This window comes from Planococcus sp. RAB007_Raresut (genome assembly GCF_057369535.1).
On record NZ_JBXYIF010000009.1, the window covers coordinates 23,315 to 38,978 of the forward strand.

The following is a 15,664-nucleotide window of genomic DNA, read 5'->3' on the forward strand; positions in this document are numbered from 1 at the left end:
ATTAAAGCACAACAACTAAAATATCAAATCAGTTTAATCTTGTCAAACGACTGGTTCTGATAATTCCTTTGTTTTCTTATTATGTATAGCTGCATAGTTTTAATTAGAACATAAAAAAACCCCTGCCTCATTAAGAGACAGGGGTTCTTACATATAGCAGGAATTACTTCTGGATTGTAGCTACAACGCCAGCGCCTACAGTACGTCCACCCTCACGGATAGAGAACTTAGTTCCTTCTTCTAGTGCGATTGGAGAGATTAGCTCAACATTCATTTCGATGTTGTCGCCAGGCATAACCATTTCTACACCTTCAGGAAGGTTACAAACACCAGTTACATCAGTTGTACGGAAGTAGAACTGTGGACGGTAGTTTGTGAAGAATGGAGTGTGACGTCCACCCTCTTCTTTTGAAAGAACATATACTTCAGCTTTGAAAGTTGTGTGTGGAGTGATTGTGCCTGGTTTAGCCAATACTTGTCCACGTTGTACATCGTCACGAGAGATCCCGCGAAGAAGTGCACCAATGTTATCGCCAGCTTCAGCGTAGTCTAGCAATTTACGGAACATTTCAACACCAGTGATTGTAGTAGCTTTCGGCTCTTCAGTAAGACCGATGATATCTACAGAGTCACCAACTTTGATTTGTCCACGCTCAACACGGCCAGTTGCAACTGTACCACGGCCAGTGATTGAGAATACGTCCTCAACTGGCATCATGAATGGCTTGTCAGTGTCACGTGTTGGAGTTGGGATGTACTCATCAACTGCGTTCATCAATTCCATGATTTTTTCTTCCCATTCTGCTTCTCCTTCAAGAGCTTTAAGAGCAGAACCTTTGATAACAGGAATGTCATCGCCAGGGAAGTCATATTCAGATAGAAGGTCGCGAACTTCCATTTCAACTAGCTCAAGAAGTTCTTCGTCGTCTACCATGTCACATTTGTTCATGAATACTACAAGGTAAGGTACACCTACTTGACGTGAAAGAAGGATGTGCTCACGAGTTTGTGGCATTGGGCCGTCAGCAGCAGATACTACCAAGATCCCGCCGTCCATTTGTGCAGCACCAGTGATCATGTTTTTAACATAGTCAGCGTGTCCTGGGCAGTCAACGTGTGCATAGTGGCGAGTAGCAGTTTCATACTCAACGTGAGAAGTGTTGATTGTGATACCGCGCTCTTTTTCTTCTGGTGCGTTATCGATTTGGTCGTAAGAACGAGCTTCCCCGCCTGACGCTTTAGCAAGTACTGTAGCGATTGCTGCAGTCAAAGTTGTTTTACCATGGTCAACGTGACCAATTGTACCAATATTAGCGTGTGTTTTTGAACGGTCAAATTTAGCTTTACCCATTAGAAAAGTCCTCCTCATAATTTAAGTTAATTTTTTTAACTTGCTGTGCCGGAATAATAGGGCCCTATTATTCCTGGCATACAAATTATTTATACTTTATTAAAGACCAAAATTCAATTATTGACCTTTATTTTTTTTGATGATGTCTTCAGAAAGTGATTTTGGAACTTCTTCATAGTGATCGAAGTGCATTGAGAACACACCACGGCCTTGCGTGTTAGAACGCAATGAAGTTGCATATCCAAACATTTCAGCAAGTGGAACCATTGCACGAACAACTTGTGCATTACCACGAGCGTCCATACCTTCTACGCGTCCGCGGCGTGACGTGATGTCACCCATGATATCTCCAAGGTATTCCTCAGGGATAACAACCTCAACGCGCATGATAGGCTCAAGGATTACCGGGTTAACTTTAGAGATAGCGTTTTTAAGTGCCATTGACGCAGCAACTTTAAATGCCATTTCGTTGGAGTCAACATCATGGTAAGATCCGTCGAACAATTTAGCTTTGATATCGATCAAAGGATATCCGGCGATAACACCGTTGTCTAGTGAGTCACGAAGACCCGCTTCGACAGCTGGGATGTATTCACGTGGAACAACACCACCAACGATAGCATTTTCAAACTCGAAACCTGCTCCTTCTTCGTTTGGCGAGAATTCGATCCAAACGTGTCCGAATTGTCCACGACCACCAGATTGGCGTACGAACTTACCTTCAACTTTAGCTGACTGACGGAATGTCTCACGGTAAGATACCTGAGGCGCCCCTACGTTAGCTTCTACGTTGAATTCACGTCTCATACGGTCAACCAGGATGTCAAGGTGAAGTTCACCCATACCCGCGATGATCGTTTGGCCAGTTTCCTGGTCAGTATGTGCACGGAAAGTAGGATCTTCTTCTTGCAATTTAGCAAGGGCTTGACCCATTTTGTCTTGGTCCGCTTTTGATTTCGGTTCCACAGAAAGTGAAATAACCGGTTCTGGGAATACCATACGCTCAAGGATTACTTGCTGCTTCTCGTCACTTAAAGTATCACCAGTTGATGTATCTTTAAGGCCGATAGCCGCTGCGATATCACCGCAGTAAACTTCAGCGATTTCTTCACGGGAGTTAGCGTGCATCTGCAGGATACGTCCTACGCGCTCACGCTTGCCTTTAGAAGAGTTTTGTACGTAAGAACCTGATTTAAGTGTTCCAGAATACACACGGAAGAAAGTAAGCTTCCCTACGTATGGATCTGTCATAACTTTAAACGCCAATGCTGAGAACGGCTCGTTTTCATCTGGTCTGCGCAATACTTCTTCGTCAGAATCCGGAAGAACGCCAGTCATTGGAGGTACATCAAGTGGTGATGGCAGGTAATCAATTACTGCATCAAGCATTAATTGAACACCTTTGTTTTTAAATGCAGTACCACAAACTACAGGGTAGAACTCAACGTCCAACGTTCCTTTACGGATTGCTGCTTTAAGTTCGTCTACTGTAAGCTCTTCGCCACCAAGGTATTTTTCCATCAAGTTTTCATCAAGCTCAGCAACAGCTTCCACTAGTTTAGTGTGCCATTCTTCAGCAAGCTCTTTATAATCTTCAGGAATATCCCCTTCAGTGATTTCAGTTCCAAGGTCGTTAGCGTAGAAGCGCGCATTCATTTCAACAAGATCGATGATCCCTGAGAATTCGTCTTCTGCACCAATCGGCAATTGGATTGGATGTGCATTCGCCTGCAAGCGGTCATGCAACGTTCCAACTGAATAAAGGAAGTCAGCACCGATTTTATCCATTTTGTTAACGAATACAACACGTGGCACGCCATATGTTGTAGCTTGACGCCAAACTGTTTCAGTTTGCGGCTCAACACCCGATTGGGCATCAAGAACTGTTACAGCACCATCAAGTACGCGCAGTGAACGTTCAACTTCAACAGTGAAGTCTACGTGTCCTGGAGTATCGATGATGTTGACGCGGTGCTCTTTCCATGAAGCTGTTGTTGCAGCAGAAGTGATCGTGATTCCACGCTCTTGCTCTTGCTCCATCCAGTCCATTTGAGAAGCACCTTCATGCGTTTCGCCGATTTTATGGATTCGGCCTGTGTAATATAAAATACGCTCCGTAGTAGTCGTTTTACCGGCATCGATGTGGGCCATGATTCCGATATTACGTGTTTTGTCTAAGGAGAACTCTCTAGGCATGTTGTTCTTCTCCTTCCATCTCGGATTAAGATTTTAAAATCTTGTAAGATCTTACCAGCGATAGTGAGCGAATGCTTTGTTCGCTTCCGCCATTTTGTGGATATCTTCACGTTTTTTAACTGCTGAACCAGTGTTGTTGGCAGCATCCATGATTTCATTAGCCAAACGCTCTTCCATTGTTTTCTCTCCACGAAGACGTGAATAGTTTACAAGGTAGCGAAGGCCTAGAGTTGTACGGCGTTCAGGACGAACTTCAACCGGTACTTGGTAGTTAGCACCACCAACACGGCGAGCGCGTACTTCAAGAACTGGCATAACGTTAGCCAATGCTTGTTCGTATACTTCAATTGGATCTTTACCGCTGCGTTCTTTAACTAGTTCGAACGCTCCGTATAGGATCTTTTGTGAAGTACCTCTTTTTCCGTCAACCATCATTTTATTAATTAAGCGTGTCACCAATTTGGAATTATAAATTGGATCTGGCAACACGTCACGTTTAGCTACAGGACCTTTACGAGGCATGTATGTTCCTCCTTTCAACGAAGGTTATTCGTTAATTTAATTGATTATTTTTTTTCTTTAGGGCGTTTAGTTCCGTATTTAGAACGTCCTTGCATACGGCCGTTTACTCCAGCAGTATCAAGTGCTCCACGCACGATATGGTAACGCACACCAGGTAAATCTTTTACGCGTCCGCCGCGAAGAAGAACTACACTGTGCTCTTGAAGGTTGTGGCCTTCTCCAGGGATGTATGCATTGACCTCGATTTGGTTAGTCAAACGTACACGCGCATATTTACGCAATGCGGAGTTTGGTTTTTTCGGTGTCATTGTACCAACACGAGTACAAACTCCACGTTTTTGAGGTGAGCTTACGTTAGTCTGAGACTTTTTAAAGCTGTTATACCCTTTGTTCAACGCTGGTGAGTCTGATTTAGAGCTTTTCGGTTTACGAGGCTTGTTAACTAATTGGTTAATTGTAGGCATCGATTTTTTCCTCCTCTCAAAAGGTGTTCTAATACCACATATCCAGGTGGTTCATTTTTGGGTAAAAAACAAAGTCTTTGTGTTTTCTACACAAAAACTGGTATCCAGTAATTGCTTCAGCAGCTGCAGAGGATAACTTTCTGCTTAGCCAAGCTTTGATCTTGGGTGAATCCGTTTGACCTGACCTTATCATTGATGTCCGGACGATCATGATGGGTCATCCAATCGTTCCACTTATATATTCTTGGACAATGCCACTTTAAACGCTATTACTGTTGCTTAGTACCGAAGATAATTCGCGCTTCTTGCCACTTTTCATGGTGTTTTCATACCAATAAAATGAAAGATCGCTAACCATCAACCTTCAACATAATATCACCCTATGAATTTCATGTCAACTACATTCATAAAAAATCCCGGGGAGTTATTTAACACTCCCCGAAATCCATCTGCTTTACTTACGATTCAGTACCAACGATTTCTTCCGCAGGCGCTTTCTCGCTTTGAGCAATTTTAATCTGACGGTAACGCTGCATTCCAGTACCAGCTGGAACAAGTTTACCGATGATAACATTTTCTTTCAAGCCGAGTAATTCATCGCGTTTCCCTTTAATCGCGGCATCCGTTAAGACGCGCGTTGTTTCCTGGAACGATGCAGCTGAAAGGAATGATTCTGTTTCAAGTGAAGCTTTAGTGATCCCGAGGATGACCGGACGGCTTGTTGCCGGAAGGTTTCCTTCAAGAACAGCTTTTACATTCGCTTCTGTGAATTGGTGGATATCCAATAGTGAACCTGGCAGCAATTCTGTATCGCCGGCTTCAATTACACGGACTTTACGGAACATCTGGCGAACCATGACTTCCACGTGTTTGTCGCCGATTTCTACACCCTGCATACGGTAAACTTTTTGAACTTCCTTCAATAGATAAACTTGAACAGCTTGAACATCTTTAACTTGCAACAATTGTTTCGGATCGATCGAACCGTCTGTCAATACCTGGCCGCGAACGATAACATCATCCGCTTGCACTTTAAGGCGCGCATTATAAGGAGCCAAGTATTTACGGGTTTCAACTTCACCTTGAATCGTGATTTCTTTTTGGCCTTCGCGGATTTCATCTATTTCAGTAACCGTACCTGTAATTTCAGAAATCACTGCCTGGCCTTTCGGATTTCTTGATTCGAAAATTTCCTGGATACGCGGAAGACCTTGCGTGATATCGTCTCCTGCCACACCACCTGTGTGGAATGTACGCATCGTAAGCTGCGTTCCTGGTTCACCGATTGACTGAGCGGCAATAATACCAACTGCTTCGCCCACTTCAACTTCGTCGCCAGTCGCAAGGTTCGTGCCGTAACATTTTTTGCAGACGCCGTGTTTCGTGTTACAAGTAAATGCTGAACGGATTGTCACTTCTTTGATGCCCGCTTCAACAATGAGACGAGTCAAGTCTTGTGTAATCAATTCATCTTTCGCAACAATTACTTCTTTTGTTTCAGGATGGCGAATTGTTTTCTTAGCGTGGCGTCCAACGATACGCTCTTCCAACTCTTCGATTACTTCCGTTCCTTCCATCAACGCTCCAACCAACAAGCCGCGGTCAGTGCCACAGTCATTTTCACGGACAATTGCATCTTGTGCAACGTCTACGAGACGACGGGTCAAGTAACCTGAATCGGCAGTTTTCAGTGCTGTATCGGCAAGACCTTTACGCGCACCGTGAGTTGAGATGAAGTATTCCAATACCGTTAAACCTTCACGGAATGAAGATTTGATCGGTAATTCAATGATGCGTCCTGCCGGGTTGGCCATGAGTCCGCGCATACCAGCTAATTGAGTAAAGTTGGATGCGTTACCACGGGCACCGGAGTCACTCATCATAAAGATCGGGTTCATATTGTCGAGGGAAGCCATCAATTTTTCCTGGATAACATCTTTCGCGCTGCTCCAGAAAGAAATGACGCGTGCATAGCGTTCCTCTTCAGTAATTAAACCACGACGGAATTGTTTCATGACTTTATCTACATTGTCTTGGGCTTCAACAAGAATTTCACCTTTGTCCGGAAGAACGACGATATCAGAAATACCAACCGTAATACCAGCTTGAGTGGAATATTTGAATCCAAGGCTCTTCATGCGGTCAAGCATTCTTGAAGTTTCCGTGATATGGAAACGTTTAAATACTTCAGCAATGATTTCACCAAGAATTTTTTTCTTGAATGGCGTTACAAGTTCAGCCTCTTCAATGTGCTTCCGAATATCTGTCGTTGTAGGGACAAAATATTTGGCTGGCGTTTCAACTTGCAAGTTATAATCTGTCGGTTCGTTGATATAAGGGAACGACTTCGGCAGAATTTCATTAAAAATGATCTTACCGACAGTTGTCAGCAATAACATTTTGTTTTGTTCAGCCGTGAAAGTCGGGTTGTTTACAGAAGCGGCCTTGATTGCAATACGAGTATGCAAATGAACATGGCCAGTCTGATAAGCAACTAAAACTTCTTCAGGTCCAGAGAACGTAGCTCCTTCGCCGGTTGCGCCTTTGCGCTCCAACGTAAGGTAATAGTTACCCAAAACCATATCCTGTGAAGGAGTAACAACTGGTTTTCCGTCTTTCGGGTTCAAAATGTTCTGAGCTGCCAGCATCAACAATCTTGCTTCAGCTTGAGCTTCAGATGAAAGCGGAACGTGAACAGCCATTTGGTCACCATCAAAATCGGCGTTGTATGCTGTACATACCAATGGGTGAAGGCGAATTGCCTTTCCTTCGACCAATGTCGGTTCGAAAGCCTGGATACCAAGTCTGTGAAGTGTCGGTGCGCGGTTCAATAGAACCGGATGCTCCTTGATGACATCTTCCAGTACATCCCAAACTTCAGAATGAAGACGTTCGATTTTGCGTTTTGCGCTCTTAATATTATGGGCAAGTCCGCGTTCAACAAGCTCTTTCATAACGAAAGGCTTGAACAACTCGATCGCCATTCCTTTCGGCAAACCACATTGATACATTTTCAAGTTCGGTCCGACAACAATAACGGAACGGCCTGAATAATCGACACGTTTACCAAGAAGGTTTTGACGGAAACGGCCTTGTTTCCCTTTAAGCATATGAGAAAGAGATTTCAATGGACGGTTACCCGGCCCTGTAACAGGACGGCCGCGTCGGCCATTATCAATCAGCGCATCTACAGCTTCCTGAAGCATGCGTTTCTCGTTTTGAACAATGATGCTTGGCGCGCCCAAATCCAATAGGCGTTTCAAACGGTTGTTCCGGTTGATTACACGACGGTAAAGATCGTTCAAATCAGAAGTAGCGAAACGGCCGCCATCCAATTGAACCATCGGACGAAGCTCCGGAGGAATTACAGGCAGAACATCAAGAATCATCCAATCCGGGTTGTTACCTGAATTACGGAACGATTCCACAACTTCAAGGCGCTTGATCGCACGTGTGCGGCGTTGCCCTTGAGCTGTTTTCAATTCTTCTTTCAATGAATCCGTTTCGCGCTCAAGATCGATTTCCTGAAGAAGTCGCTTGATCGCTTCGGCTCCCATTGCAGCCTGGAATTTCTTACCGAATTTGTCGCGGTAAGCGCGGTATTCTTTTTCAGACAGCAATTGTTTCTTTTCGAGCGGTGTATCCGCAGGATCGATAACAACATATGAAGCGAAGTAAATAACTTCTTCCAATGAACGCGGTGACATATCAAGGATAAGTCCCATGCGGCTTGGAATGCCTTTGAAATACCAAATATGTGAAACTGGCGCAGCTAGTTCGATGTGCCCCATACGTTCGCGGCGAACTTTTGAACGTGTGACTTCTACGCCACAGCGATCACAGACAACACCTTTATAACGAACGCGTTTGTATTTTCCGCAATGGCATTCCCAGTCTTTTGTAGGACCGAAAATACGTTCACAGAACAAACCGTCTTTTTCTGGTTTTAATGTACGATAGTTAATTGTTTCTGGCTTTTTGACTTCTCCATAAGACCATGAGCGAATTTTATCGGGTGAAGCTAATCCGATTTTCATGTACTCAAAATTGTTCACATCTATCAAGGAGCCTACCTCCCTTTTGTCTCGAGTTTCTATACGGCTCTTCCTCGTTAATGACCAAGTGAATGGATGCGGGGCAGTGCTGGACTGCCCTTTTCCAATTATTTATCAATCAACTGTTCCAATCGGTGTTTCCTGATCTGCAATCGGCAGGATATTCAACGAATCGGCTGGTTGAAGATCTTCCTCTTCATCCAAATCGCGCAATTCGATTTCCTCATCGTCGATTGTCAGCATTTTAACATCCATACCAAGACTTTGAAGTTCTTTTATCAATACTTTGAATGATTCCGGCACACTAGGCTCCGGAACACTTTCGCCTTTGACAATTGCTTCATACGTTTTAACACGTCCGACTACATCATCCGACTTGACAGTCAAAATTTCCTGCAGCGTATGTGCCGCACCGTATGCTTCAAGCGCCCAAACTTCCATCTCACCGAAACGCTGTCCGCCGAATTGTGCTTTACCACCAAGCGGCTGCTGGGTAACGAGTGAGTACGGTCCGGTTGAACGGGCATGGAGCTTATCGTCAACCATGTGCGCCAGTTTAATCATATACATGATTCCGACAGATACACGGTTATCGAAGGCTTCACCTGAACGGCCATCATAAAGGATGGTTTTTCCGTCTCTCGGCATGCCTGCTTCTTCCATTGTTTCCAGAACATCTTCTTCATTCGCTCCATCAAATACCGATGAAGCCATATGAATGCCAAGTGAACGGGAAGCCATTCCCAAATGAAGTTCCAATACTTGCCCGATATTCATACGGGAAGGAACGCCAAGAGGGTTCAACATGATATCGACAGGAGTTCCGTCCGGCATGAACGGCATATCTTCCTCCGGAAGGATCCGGGAAATAACCCCTTTGTTACCGTGGCGCCCGGCCATTTTATCACCGACAGAAATTTTACGTTTCTGTACGATATAAGCACGGACCAATTGGTTAACGCCCGGCGGCAACTCATCGCCATCTTCACGGTTGAAGATTTTAACATCCAATACAATACCGCCGGCGCCATGTGGCACCCGTAGTGATGTATCACGGACTTCACGAGCTTTTTCACCGAAAATGGCGTGAAGCAAGCGCTCTTCCGCAGTCAATTCCGTTACGCCTTTAGGCGTTACTTTACCGACAAGGATGTCCCCGTCTTTCACTTCTGCCCCTACACGGATGATTCCGCGGTCATCGAGGTTGCGAAGTGCATCTTCACCGACGTTTGGAATATCACGTGTAATTTCTTCAGGTCCCAATTTCGTGTCGCGGGAATCTGATTCATATTCTTCAATATGAACCGAAGTATAAACGTCATCTTTAACGAGACGTTCACTCATGATGATCGCATCTTCATAGTTGAAACCATCCCATGTCATGAATGCTACCAGGACATTTCGGCCCAATGCCATTTCCCCGCGTTCCATTGAAGGTCCATCAGCCAGGATATCGCGTTTTGAAACACGGTCCCCGACTTTGACGATCGGACGCTGGTTATAGCTTGTACCTTGGTTTGAACGGATGAATTTCTGCAAACGATAAGTGTCTGTATCGCCTTTGACTTCGTTGCCGTCAACTTCTTCTATGCGGCGCACGCGGATTTCTTTCGCTTCCACGTACTCGACGATTCCGTCGTTTTTGGCAATGACTGCTGCACCTGAATCTCTTGCTGCAAGGTGTTCCATTCCAGTTCCTACAAAAGGAGCTTCCGGATTTAACAACGGAACAGCCTGACGCTGCATGTTCGCACCCATAAGGGCACGGTTGGAGTCATCATTTTCAAGGAACGGGATACAAGCAGTCGCAACTGAAACAACCTGTTTCGGCGAAACGTCCATGTAATCGACGCTGCTGCGTTTGTAAAGCGTGTTTTCACCGCGGAAACGGGCCACTACTTCTTCTTCGACAAATGAGCCATCCGGATTCAACACTGAATTCGCCTGAGCTACTACGTAATTATCTTCTTCATCAGCTGTCAGATAATCGATTTGACCTGTCACTAGACCAGTTTCAGGGTCAACGCGGCGGTAAGGTGTTTCAATAAATCCGAATTTATTCACTTTCGCGAATGTGGAAAGTGTATTGATCAAACCGATGTTCGGTCCCTCAGGAGTTTCAATCGGACACATGCGGCCATAATGCGAGTAATGAACGTCACGCACTTCAAAACCGGCACGTTCTCGTGTTAAACCACCAGGCCCAAGCGCTGACAGACGGCGTTTGTGCGTCAACTCAGCAAGCGGGTTCGTTTGGTCCATGAACTGTGATAATTGCGAACTGCCGAAGAACTCTTTAATTGATGCAATAACCGGACGGATATTGATCAATTGCTGAGGTACGATCGCTTGTGTATCGTTAATGGACATACGCTCACGCACAACACGTTCCATACGGGATAAACCGATGCGGAACTGGTTTTGCAAAAGCTCTCCAACTGAACGGAGACGACGGTTACCAAGGTGATCGATATCGTCAGTGTTTCCAACTCCGTATAAAAGGTTAAAGAAGTAACTGATGGAAGAAATGATATCAGCAGGAGTTACATGCTTAATCTTATCTTCTATATAAGCATTGCTTATAACAGTAATTTCTTTTTGCTCTTCGTCATTCGGAGCATAAATCTTAACAGCCTGCAATGTCACGTCGCCTTCTAAAACTCCGCCTACTTGAGTAACAGTGTGGAAGCCCACACCACTTTCAAGATTTGGAATGATTTTATCAAGGACGCGGCGATCGATAACTGTACCAGCTTCTACAAGAATTTCCCCTGTTTCAGGATCAACCAGCGTTTCGGCAATAGTTTGATTGAAAAGGCGGTTCTTGATATGAAGCTTCTTGTTCATTTTATAACGGCCTACATTAGCCAAATCATAGCGTTTTGGGTCAAAGAAGCGTGAATACAATAAGCTCTTTGCACTTTCGACTGTCGGCGGCTCACCCGGGCGCAGACGCTCGTAAATTTCCAGAAGCGCTTTTTCAGTGCTTTCTGTATTATCTTTTTCAAGCGTATTGCGTAAGTATTCGTTATCGCCAAGCAAATCGATGATTTCCTGGTCGGAACCGAATCCAAGTGCTCTCAATAGCACAGTTACAGGAAGTTTTCTTGTGCGGTCGATTCTGACATACACAACATCTTTTGCATCTGTTTCGTATTCAAGCCAGGCGCCACGGTTTGGAATGACAGTTGCGCCAAACCCTTTTTTACCGTTTTTATCTGTTTTGTCATGGAAATAGACGCTTGGTGAACGAACAAGCTGTGAAACGATGACGCGTTCAGCGCCGTTGATTACGAAAGTGCCGGTTTCTGTCATCAATGGGAAATCCCCCATGAAAACATCCTGCTCTTTCACTTCATCCGTTTCTTTGTTGTGAAGACGTACTTTAACACGCAGTGGAGCCGCGTAAGTAACATCGCGTTCTTTTGATTCGTCTACTGGATACTTCGGTTCTGCAAGACTGTAATCAACAAACTCGAGCGAAAGATTTCCTGTGAAATCCTCAATCGGCGAAATATCGCGGAACATTTCGCGCAGCCCTTCTTCAAGGAACCACTCATAAGATGATGATTGAATTTCAATCAGGTTCGGAAGATCCAGCACTTCACTGATTCTCGAAAAACTTCTGCGTTGACGATGTTGACCGTACTGAACTAGTTGACCTACCAACTTATTCACCCCTCAATAAAACGATTATAGGTCTTTGCGATTTCTACAAAATGGTGTATGATATCGAAAAGACAAAAAGAAAACGAGACCAATAAATCAGCTCATTTTCGGTTAACACGTGATTGGTACTGTCGCCATGCTCTGCCCGAAAAAGGGCAAACGACCTCAAAATAATAAATTTTGCATTTCATTATAATATCACAGGGATTTTGTCAAGTCAAACTTTTCTGGCCTCAAAAATGAAGTATCCCTTCTTCTTTTCCGCCACTCGGCAATTGCCGAAAAGCTCTTCCAATTTTTCCTGCGTCGAAGGAGCTCCCTGCTTTTTCTGGATAACAACCCATAATGATCCACCAGGCGCGATCTTCTTGCTTGCTTCTTCGTAAAATCTGAAAACTGTTTCCTTCCCTGCCCGGATCGGAGGATTCGTCAGTATTGCTGAAAACCCTTCCTCTTCAACTGCAGAAAGTCCATCACTTTCATAGATTTCAACATTTTCAACGTTATTTTTCATGGCATTTTTCTCGGCCAGTTCGATGGCGCGCGTATTAACATCCACCATGTGAACTTGTTTCAGGGGAAAAGATTTTGCGATGGCAATTCCAATTGGCCCATAACCGCAGCCAACATCCAGTACCGGCCCTTCTACAGAAGAATCTTCAAATGTTTCAATCAATACCCGGGAACCGAAGTCCACTTCGTTTTTACTGAATACACCTGAATCCGTCTGGAAATGGAATTTTTCGCCTCGCAGGGTAAAATCCCATTCTTGGGGTTTGCTTGTCGTTTGAGGATTTTTGGAATAATAATGCTGTGACATAAAAAGCCCTCCTTACATTAATCAACCAGCGGCAATAAAATTAAATTGAAAATGAAGAAAAAGCTCGTCGGTTTACACTGACGAGCTTTTTCTGTATTGCTATTAAGATTCAGAAATTATTTAACTTCTACTGAAGCGCCAACTTCTTCAAGTTTGCCTTTGATTTCTTCTGCATCTTCTTTAGAAACGCCTTCTTTAAGAGCTTTAGGAGCTTCGTCAACTAGTGCTTTAGCTTCTTTCAAGCCTAGGCCAGTAACTTCGCGTACTGCTTTGATAACTTTGATTTTTTGATCTCCTGCAGAAGCAAGGATTACATCAAATTCAGTTTGCTCTTCAGCAGCAGCAGCGCCGCCGCCAGCTGCAGCAGCTACAGGAGCAGCAGCAGTTACGCCGAATTCGTCTTCGATTGCTTTTACTAGGTCGTTAAGTTGTAGAACTGTCATTTCTTTGATTGCGTCTAAGATTTGTTCTTGTGTCATTATTAGTTCCTCCTATGATAGGTAATTTTTTGTATTGCTGAGTCAGGCGGTGGACTGATTAAGCGCCTTGTTCTTGTTCTTCTTTTTGGTCTGCAACTGCTTTTGTTGTAGCAGCAAAGTTGCGGACTGGAGCTTGAAGTACGCTGAGTAGCATAGACAATAGACCTTCGCGTGATGGAAGTTCTGCCAATGCTTTGATATCTTCCGCAGAAGATACAGCACCTTCGATAACGCCTGCTTTAATTTCAAGCGCTTCGTTCTTTTTCGCGAAATCGTTGATGATTCTCGCTGGCGCTACAACATCTTCGTTAGAAAATGCGATAGCGTTAGGACCTGTAAAGTGTTCGTTGATCGCTTCAAGACCATGCATTTCAGTAGCACGGCGAGTCATTGAGTTTTTGTAAACTTTAAACTCAACGCCTGCTTCACGAAGCTGTTTACGAAGTTCTGTTAATTGTGCAACGTTCAATCCGCGGTAATCAACAACTACTACAGAAGCTGCAGAGCCGAATTTATCAGCGATTGTTTGCACGACAACTTTTTTCGTTTCAACTGCTTTTGTCATTTTGGCACCTCCCATAGATTTTCCATTCATACCGTTTCCATAAGAAAAGCCTCTGGTCCATTACAGACACAGAGGCATAAAGTCAGCATCTAAAAGATGTTTACTGAATTCATTGTCCTCGGCAGGGATAATTTAAGCGACTGGCGCCCCTGCTGTCTGCGGTACAAACGTATATTTCACAACTCCGCTATTATAGCCGAGATATTGTGTGATGTCAATAAATTATTTAACGACAACTTTCGTTGGGTCAACTTTTACAGCAGGTCCCATTGTAGTTGTTACGTTAAGTGATTTAATGTAAGTTCCTTTAGCAGTAGCTGGTTTAGCTTTAACAACTACATCGTAGATCGCTTCCAAGTTTTCAGCAAGTTTGCTGTCATCGAAAGAAACTTTTCCGATTGGCGCGTGGATGATACCTGTTTTGTCTGCACGGTATTCCACTTTACCAGCTTTGATTTCCTGAACAGCTTTAGCTACATCAAATGTAACAGTTCCTGTTTTCGGGTTCGGCATTAAGCCTTTTGGTCCCAATACGCGACCGATTTTACCAACTTCACCCATCATGTCAGGTGTTGCTACGATCACGTCGAAGTCAAACCATCCTTGTTGGATTTTTTGGATATATTCAGCATCGCCTACGAAATCAGCTCCAGCTGCTTCAGCTTCTTTAAGCTTGTCGCCTTTAGCGAATACCAATACGCTTTGAGTTTTACCAGTACCGTTTGGAAGCACTACTGCTCCGCGGATCTGCTGGTCGTTCTTACGCGTATCGATTCCAAGACGGAAAGCTACTTCAACTGTTGCATCAAAGTTAACTGTGCTTGCTTTTTTCGCAAGTTCAATTGCTTCTTTTGCATCATAAAGGTTAGTACGGTCGATTAATTTTGCTGCTTCGCGCAGCTTTTTGCCTGTTTTAGCCATTTTAAATGTCCTCCTTGTTGTGGTCGAGCGGTCTTGAACCTCCCACGATTAAAGGCTGCGCAGCCCTTTACGAACTTGCGCAACCCGTCCAAAAACAACTTCTAGATTAGTCTTCGATAGTAATGCCCATGCTGCGAGCAGTACCTTCAACCATCAACATTGCAGCTTCAACTGAAGCAGCATTTAGATCTGGCATTTTAGTTTCTGCGATTTCGCGAACTTGATCGCGTTTAACAGTCGCTACTTTGTTACGGTTCGGTTCGCCTGAACCTGATTCAATACCAGCCGCTTTTTTCAAAAGTACAGCAGCGGGTGGAGTTTTCGTAATGAATGTAAATGAACGGTCTTCAAATACCGAAATCTCAACTGGAATGATCAGTCCTGCTTGTTCAGCAGTACGTGCGTTGAACTCTTTACAGAAGCCCATGATGTTAACACCTGCTTGACCTAGTGCAGGTCCAACCGGTGGAGCTGGGTTTGCTTTTGCTGCAGGAATCTGCAATTTTACAACTTTAATCACTTTTTTAGCCACGAAACACACCTCCTTAAGTCCGTGATGTGGTAATAGGGTTTCCCCTCCCACTCAATATCTGTCTGTCAACTATGTTGATAGAATTAGCTA

Annotated in this window: 11 protein-coding genes and 1 other annotated feature; all 11 genes read right to left on the minus strand. The window is 44.2% G+C overall.

What is annotated here, in order from left to right:
- Positions 1-163 precede the first annotated feature (163 nt).
- Complete coding sequence (gene tuf, locus AC2Q9J_RS16405) at positions 164-1,351, minus strand: elongation factor Tu (RefSeq protein ID WP_499041621.1); 1,188 nt, start codon at positions 1,349-1,351, stop codon at positions 164-166.
- Between the two features lie 117 nt (positions 1,352-1,468).
- Entirely contained in the window at positions 1,469-3,547 is a 2,079-nt protein-coding gene (gene fusA, locus AC2Q9J_RS16410; protein ID WP_499041623.1) for an elongation factor G, read from the minus strand.
- A 51-nt stretch (positions 3,548-3,598) separates the two neighbouring features.
- Entirely contained in the window at positions 3,599-4,069 is a 471-nt protein-coding gene (gene rpsG / locus AC2Q9J_RS16415) for a 30S ribosomal protein S7 (RefSeq protein ID WP_084242192.1), read from the minus strand.
- A gap of 44 nt (positions 4,070-4,113) precedes the next feature.
- The gene (gene rpsL, locus AC2Q9J_RS16420; protein WP_084242193.1) at positions 4,114-4,533 is read right to left on the minus strand and encodes a 30S ribosomal protein S12; all 420 of its coding nucleotides are present in this window, start codon (positions 4,531-4,533) and stop codon (positions 4,114-4,116) included.
- Positions 4,534-4,991: 458 nt separating this feature from the next.
- A complete protein-coding gene (rpoC, locus tag AC2Q9J_RS16425) occupies positions 4,992-8,597 on the minus strand; it encodes a DNA-directed RNA polymerase subunit beta' (RefSeq protein WP_499041626.1) in 3,606 nt (1,201 codons plus the stop codon).
- Positions 8,598-8,702: 105 nt separating this feature from the next.
- Entirely contained in the window at positions 8,703-12,257 is a 3,555-nt protein-coding gene (rpoB, locus tag AC2Q9J_RS16430) for a DNA-directed RNA polymerase subunit beta (RefSeq protein ID WP_084242195.1), read from the minus strand.
- A gap of 217 nt (positions 12,258-12,474) precedes the next feature.
- Positions 12,475-13,077 carry a class I SAM-dependent methyltransferase gene (locus AC2Q9J_RS16435; RefSeq protein ID WP_499041628.1) on the minus strand — a complete coding sequence of 201 codons (603 nt, stop codon included), beginning with the start codon at positions 13,075-13,077 and terminating at the stop codon, positions 12,475-12,477.
- Positions 13,078-13,193: 116 nt separating this feature from the next.
- Positions 13,194-13,556 (minus strand): 50S ribosomal protein L7/L12, encoded by a 363-nt coding sequence (gene rplL / locus AC2Q9J_RS16440; protein WP_499041629.1) that lies wholly within the window; start codon positions 13,554-13,556, stop codon positions 13,194-13,196.
- A 58-nt stretch (positions 13,557-13,614) separates the two neighbouring features.
- Positions 13,615-14,121, minus strand: coding sequence for a 50S ribosomal protein L10 (rplJ, locus tag AC2Q9J_RS16445; protein ID WP_084242198.1), 507 nt, complete (start codon positions 14,119-14,121; stop codon positions 13,615-13,617).
- 33 nt (positions 14,122-14,154) lie between these two features.
- Positions 14,155-14,301, minus strand: a sequence feature (ribosomal protein L10 leader region).
- A 42-nt stretch (positions 14,302-14,343) separates the two neighbouring features.
- Positions 14,344-15,042, minus strand: coding sequence for a 50S ribosomal protein L1 (gene rplA / locus AC2Q9J_RS16450; protein WP_499041631.1), 699 nt, complete (start codon positions 15,040-15,042; stop codon positions 14,344-14,346).
- A gap of 106 nt (positions 15,043-15,148) precedes the next feature.
- Positions 15,149-15,574, minus strand: coding sequence for a 50S ribosomal protein L11 (gene rplK, locus AC2Q9J_RS16455; RefSeq protein WP_052654209.1), 426 nt, complete (start codon positions 15,572-15,574; stop codon positions 15,149-15,151).
- Positions 15,575-15,664 lie beyond the last annotated feature (90 nt).

Bases quoted from the DNA above. Each gene is read 5' to 3' on its own strand.
- tuf (WP_499041621.1), bottom strand. From the start codon at position 1,351: ATGGGTAAAGCTAAATTTGACCGTTCAAAAACACACGCTAATATTGGT.
- fusA (WP_499041623.1), bottom strand. From the start codon at position 3,547: ATGCCTAGAGAGTTCTCCTTAGACAAAACACGTAATATCGGAATCATG.
- rpsG (WP_084242192.1), bottom strand. From the start codon at position 4,069: ATGCCTCGTAAAGGTCCTGTAGCTAAACGTGACGTGTTGCCAGATCCA.
- rpsL (WP_084242193.1), bottom strand. From the start codon at position 4,533: ATGCCTACAATTAACCAATTAGTTAACAAGCCTCGTAAACCGAAAAGC.
- AC2Q9J_RS16435 (WP_499041628.1), bottom strand. From the start codon at position 13,077: ATGTCACAGCATTATTATTCCAAAAATCCTCAAACGACAAGCAAACCC.
- rplL (WP_499041629.1), bottom strand. From the start codon at position 13,556: ATGACACAAGAACAAATCTTAGACGCAATCAAAGAAATGACAGTTCTA.
- rplJ (WP_084242198.1), bottom strand. From the start codon at position 14,121: ATGACAAAAGCAGTTGAAACGAAAAAAGTTGTCGTGCAAACAATCGCT.
- rplA (WP_499041631.1), bottom strand. From the start codon at position 15,042: ATGGCTAAAACAGGCAAAAAGCTGCGCGAAGCAGCAAAATTAATCGAC.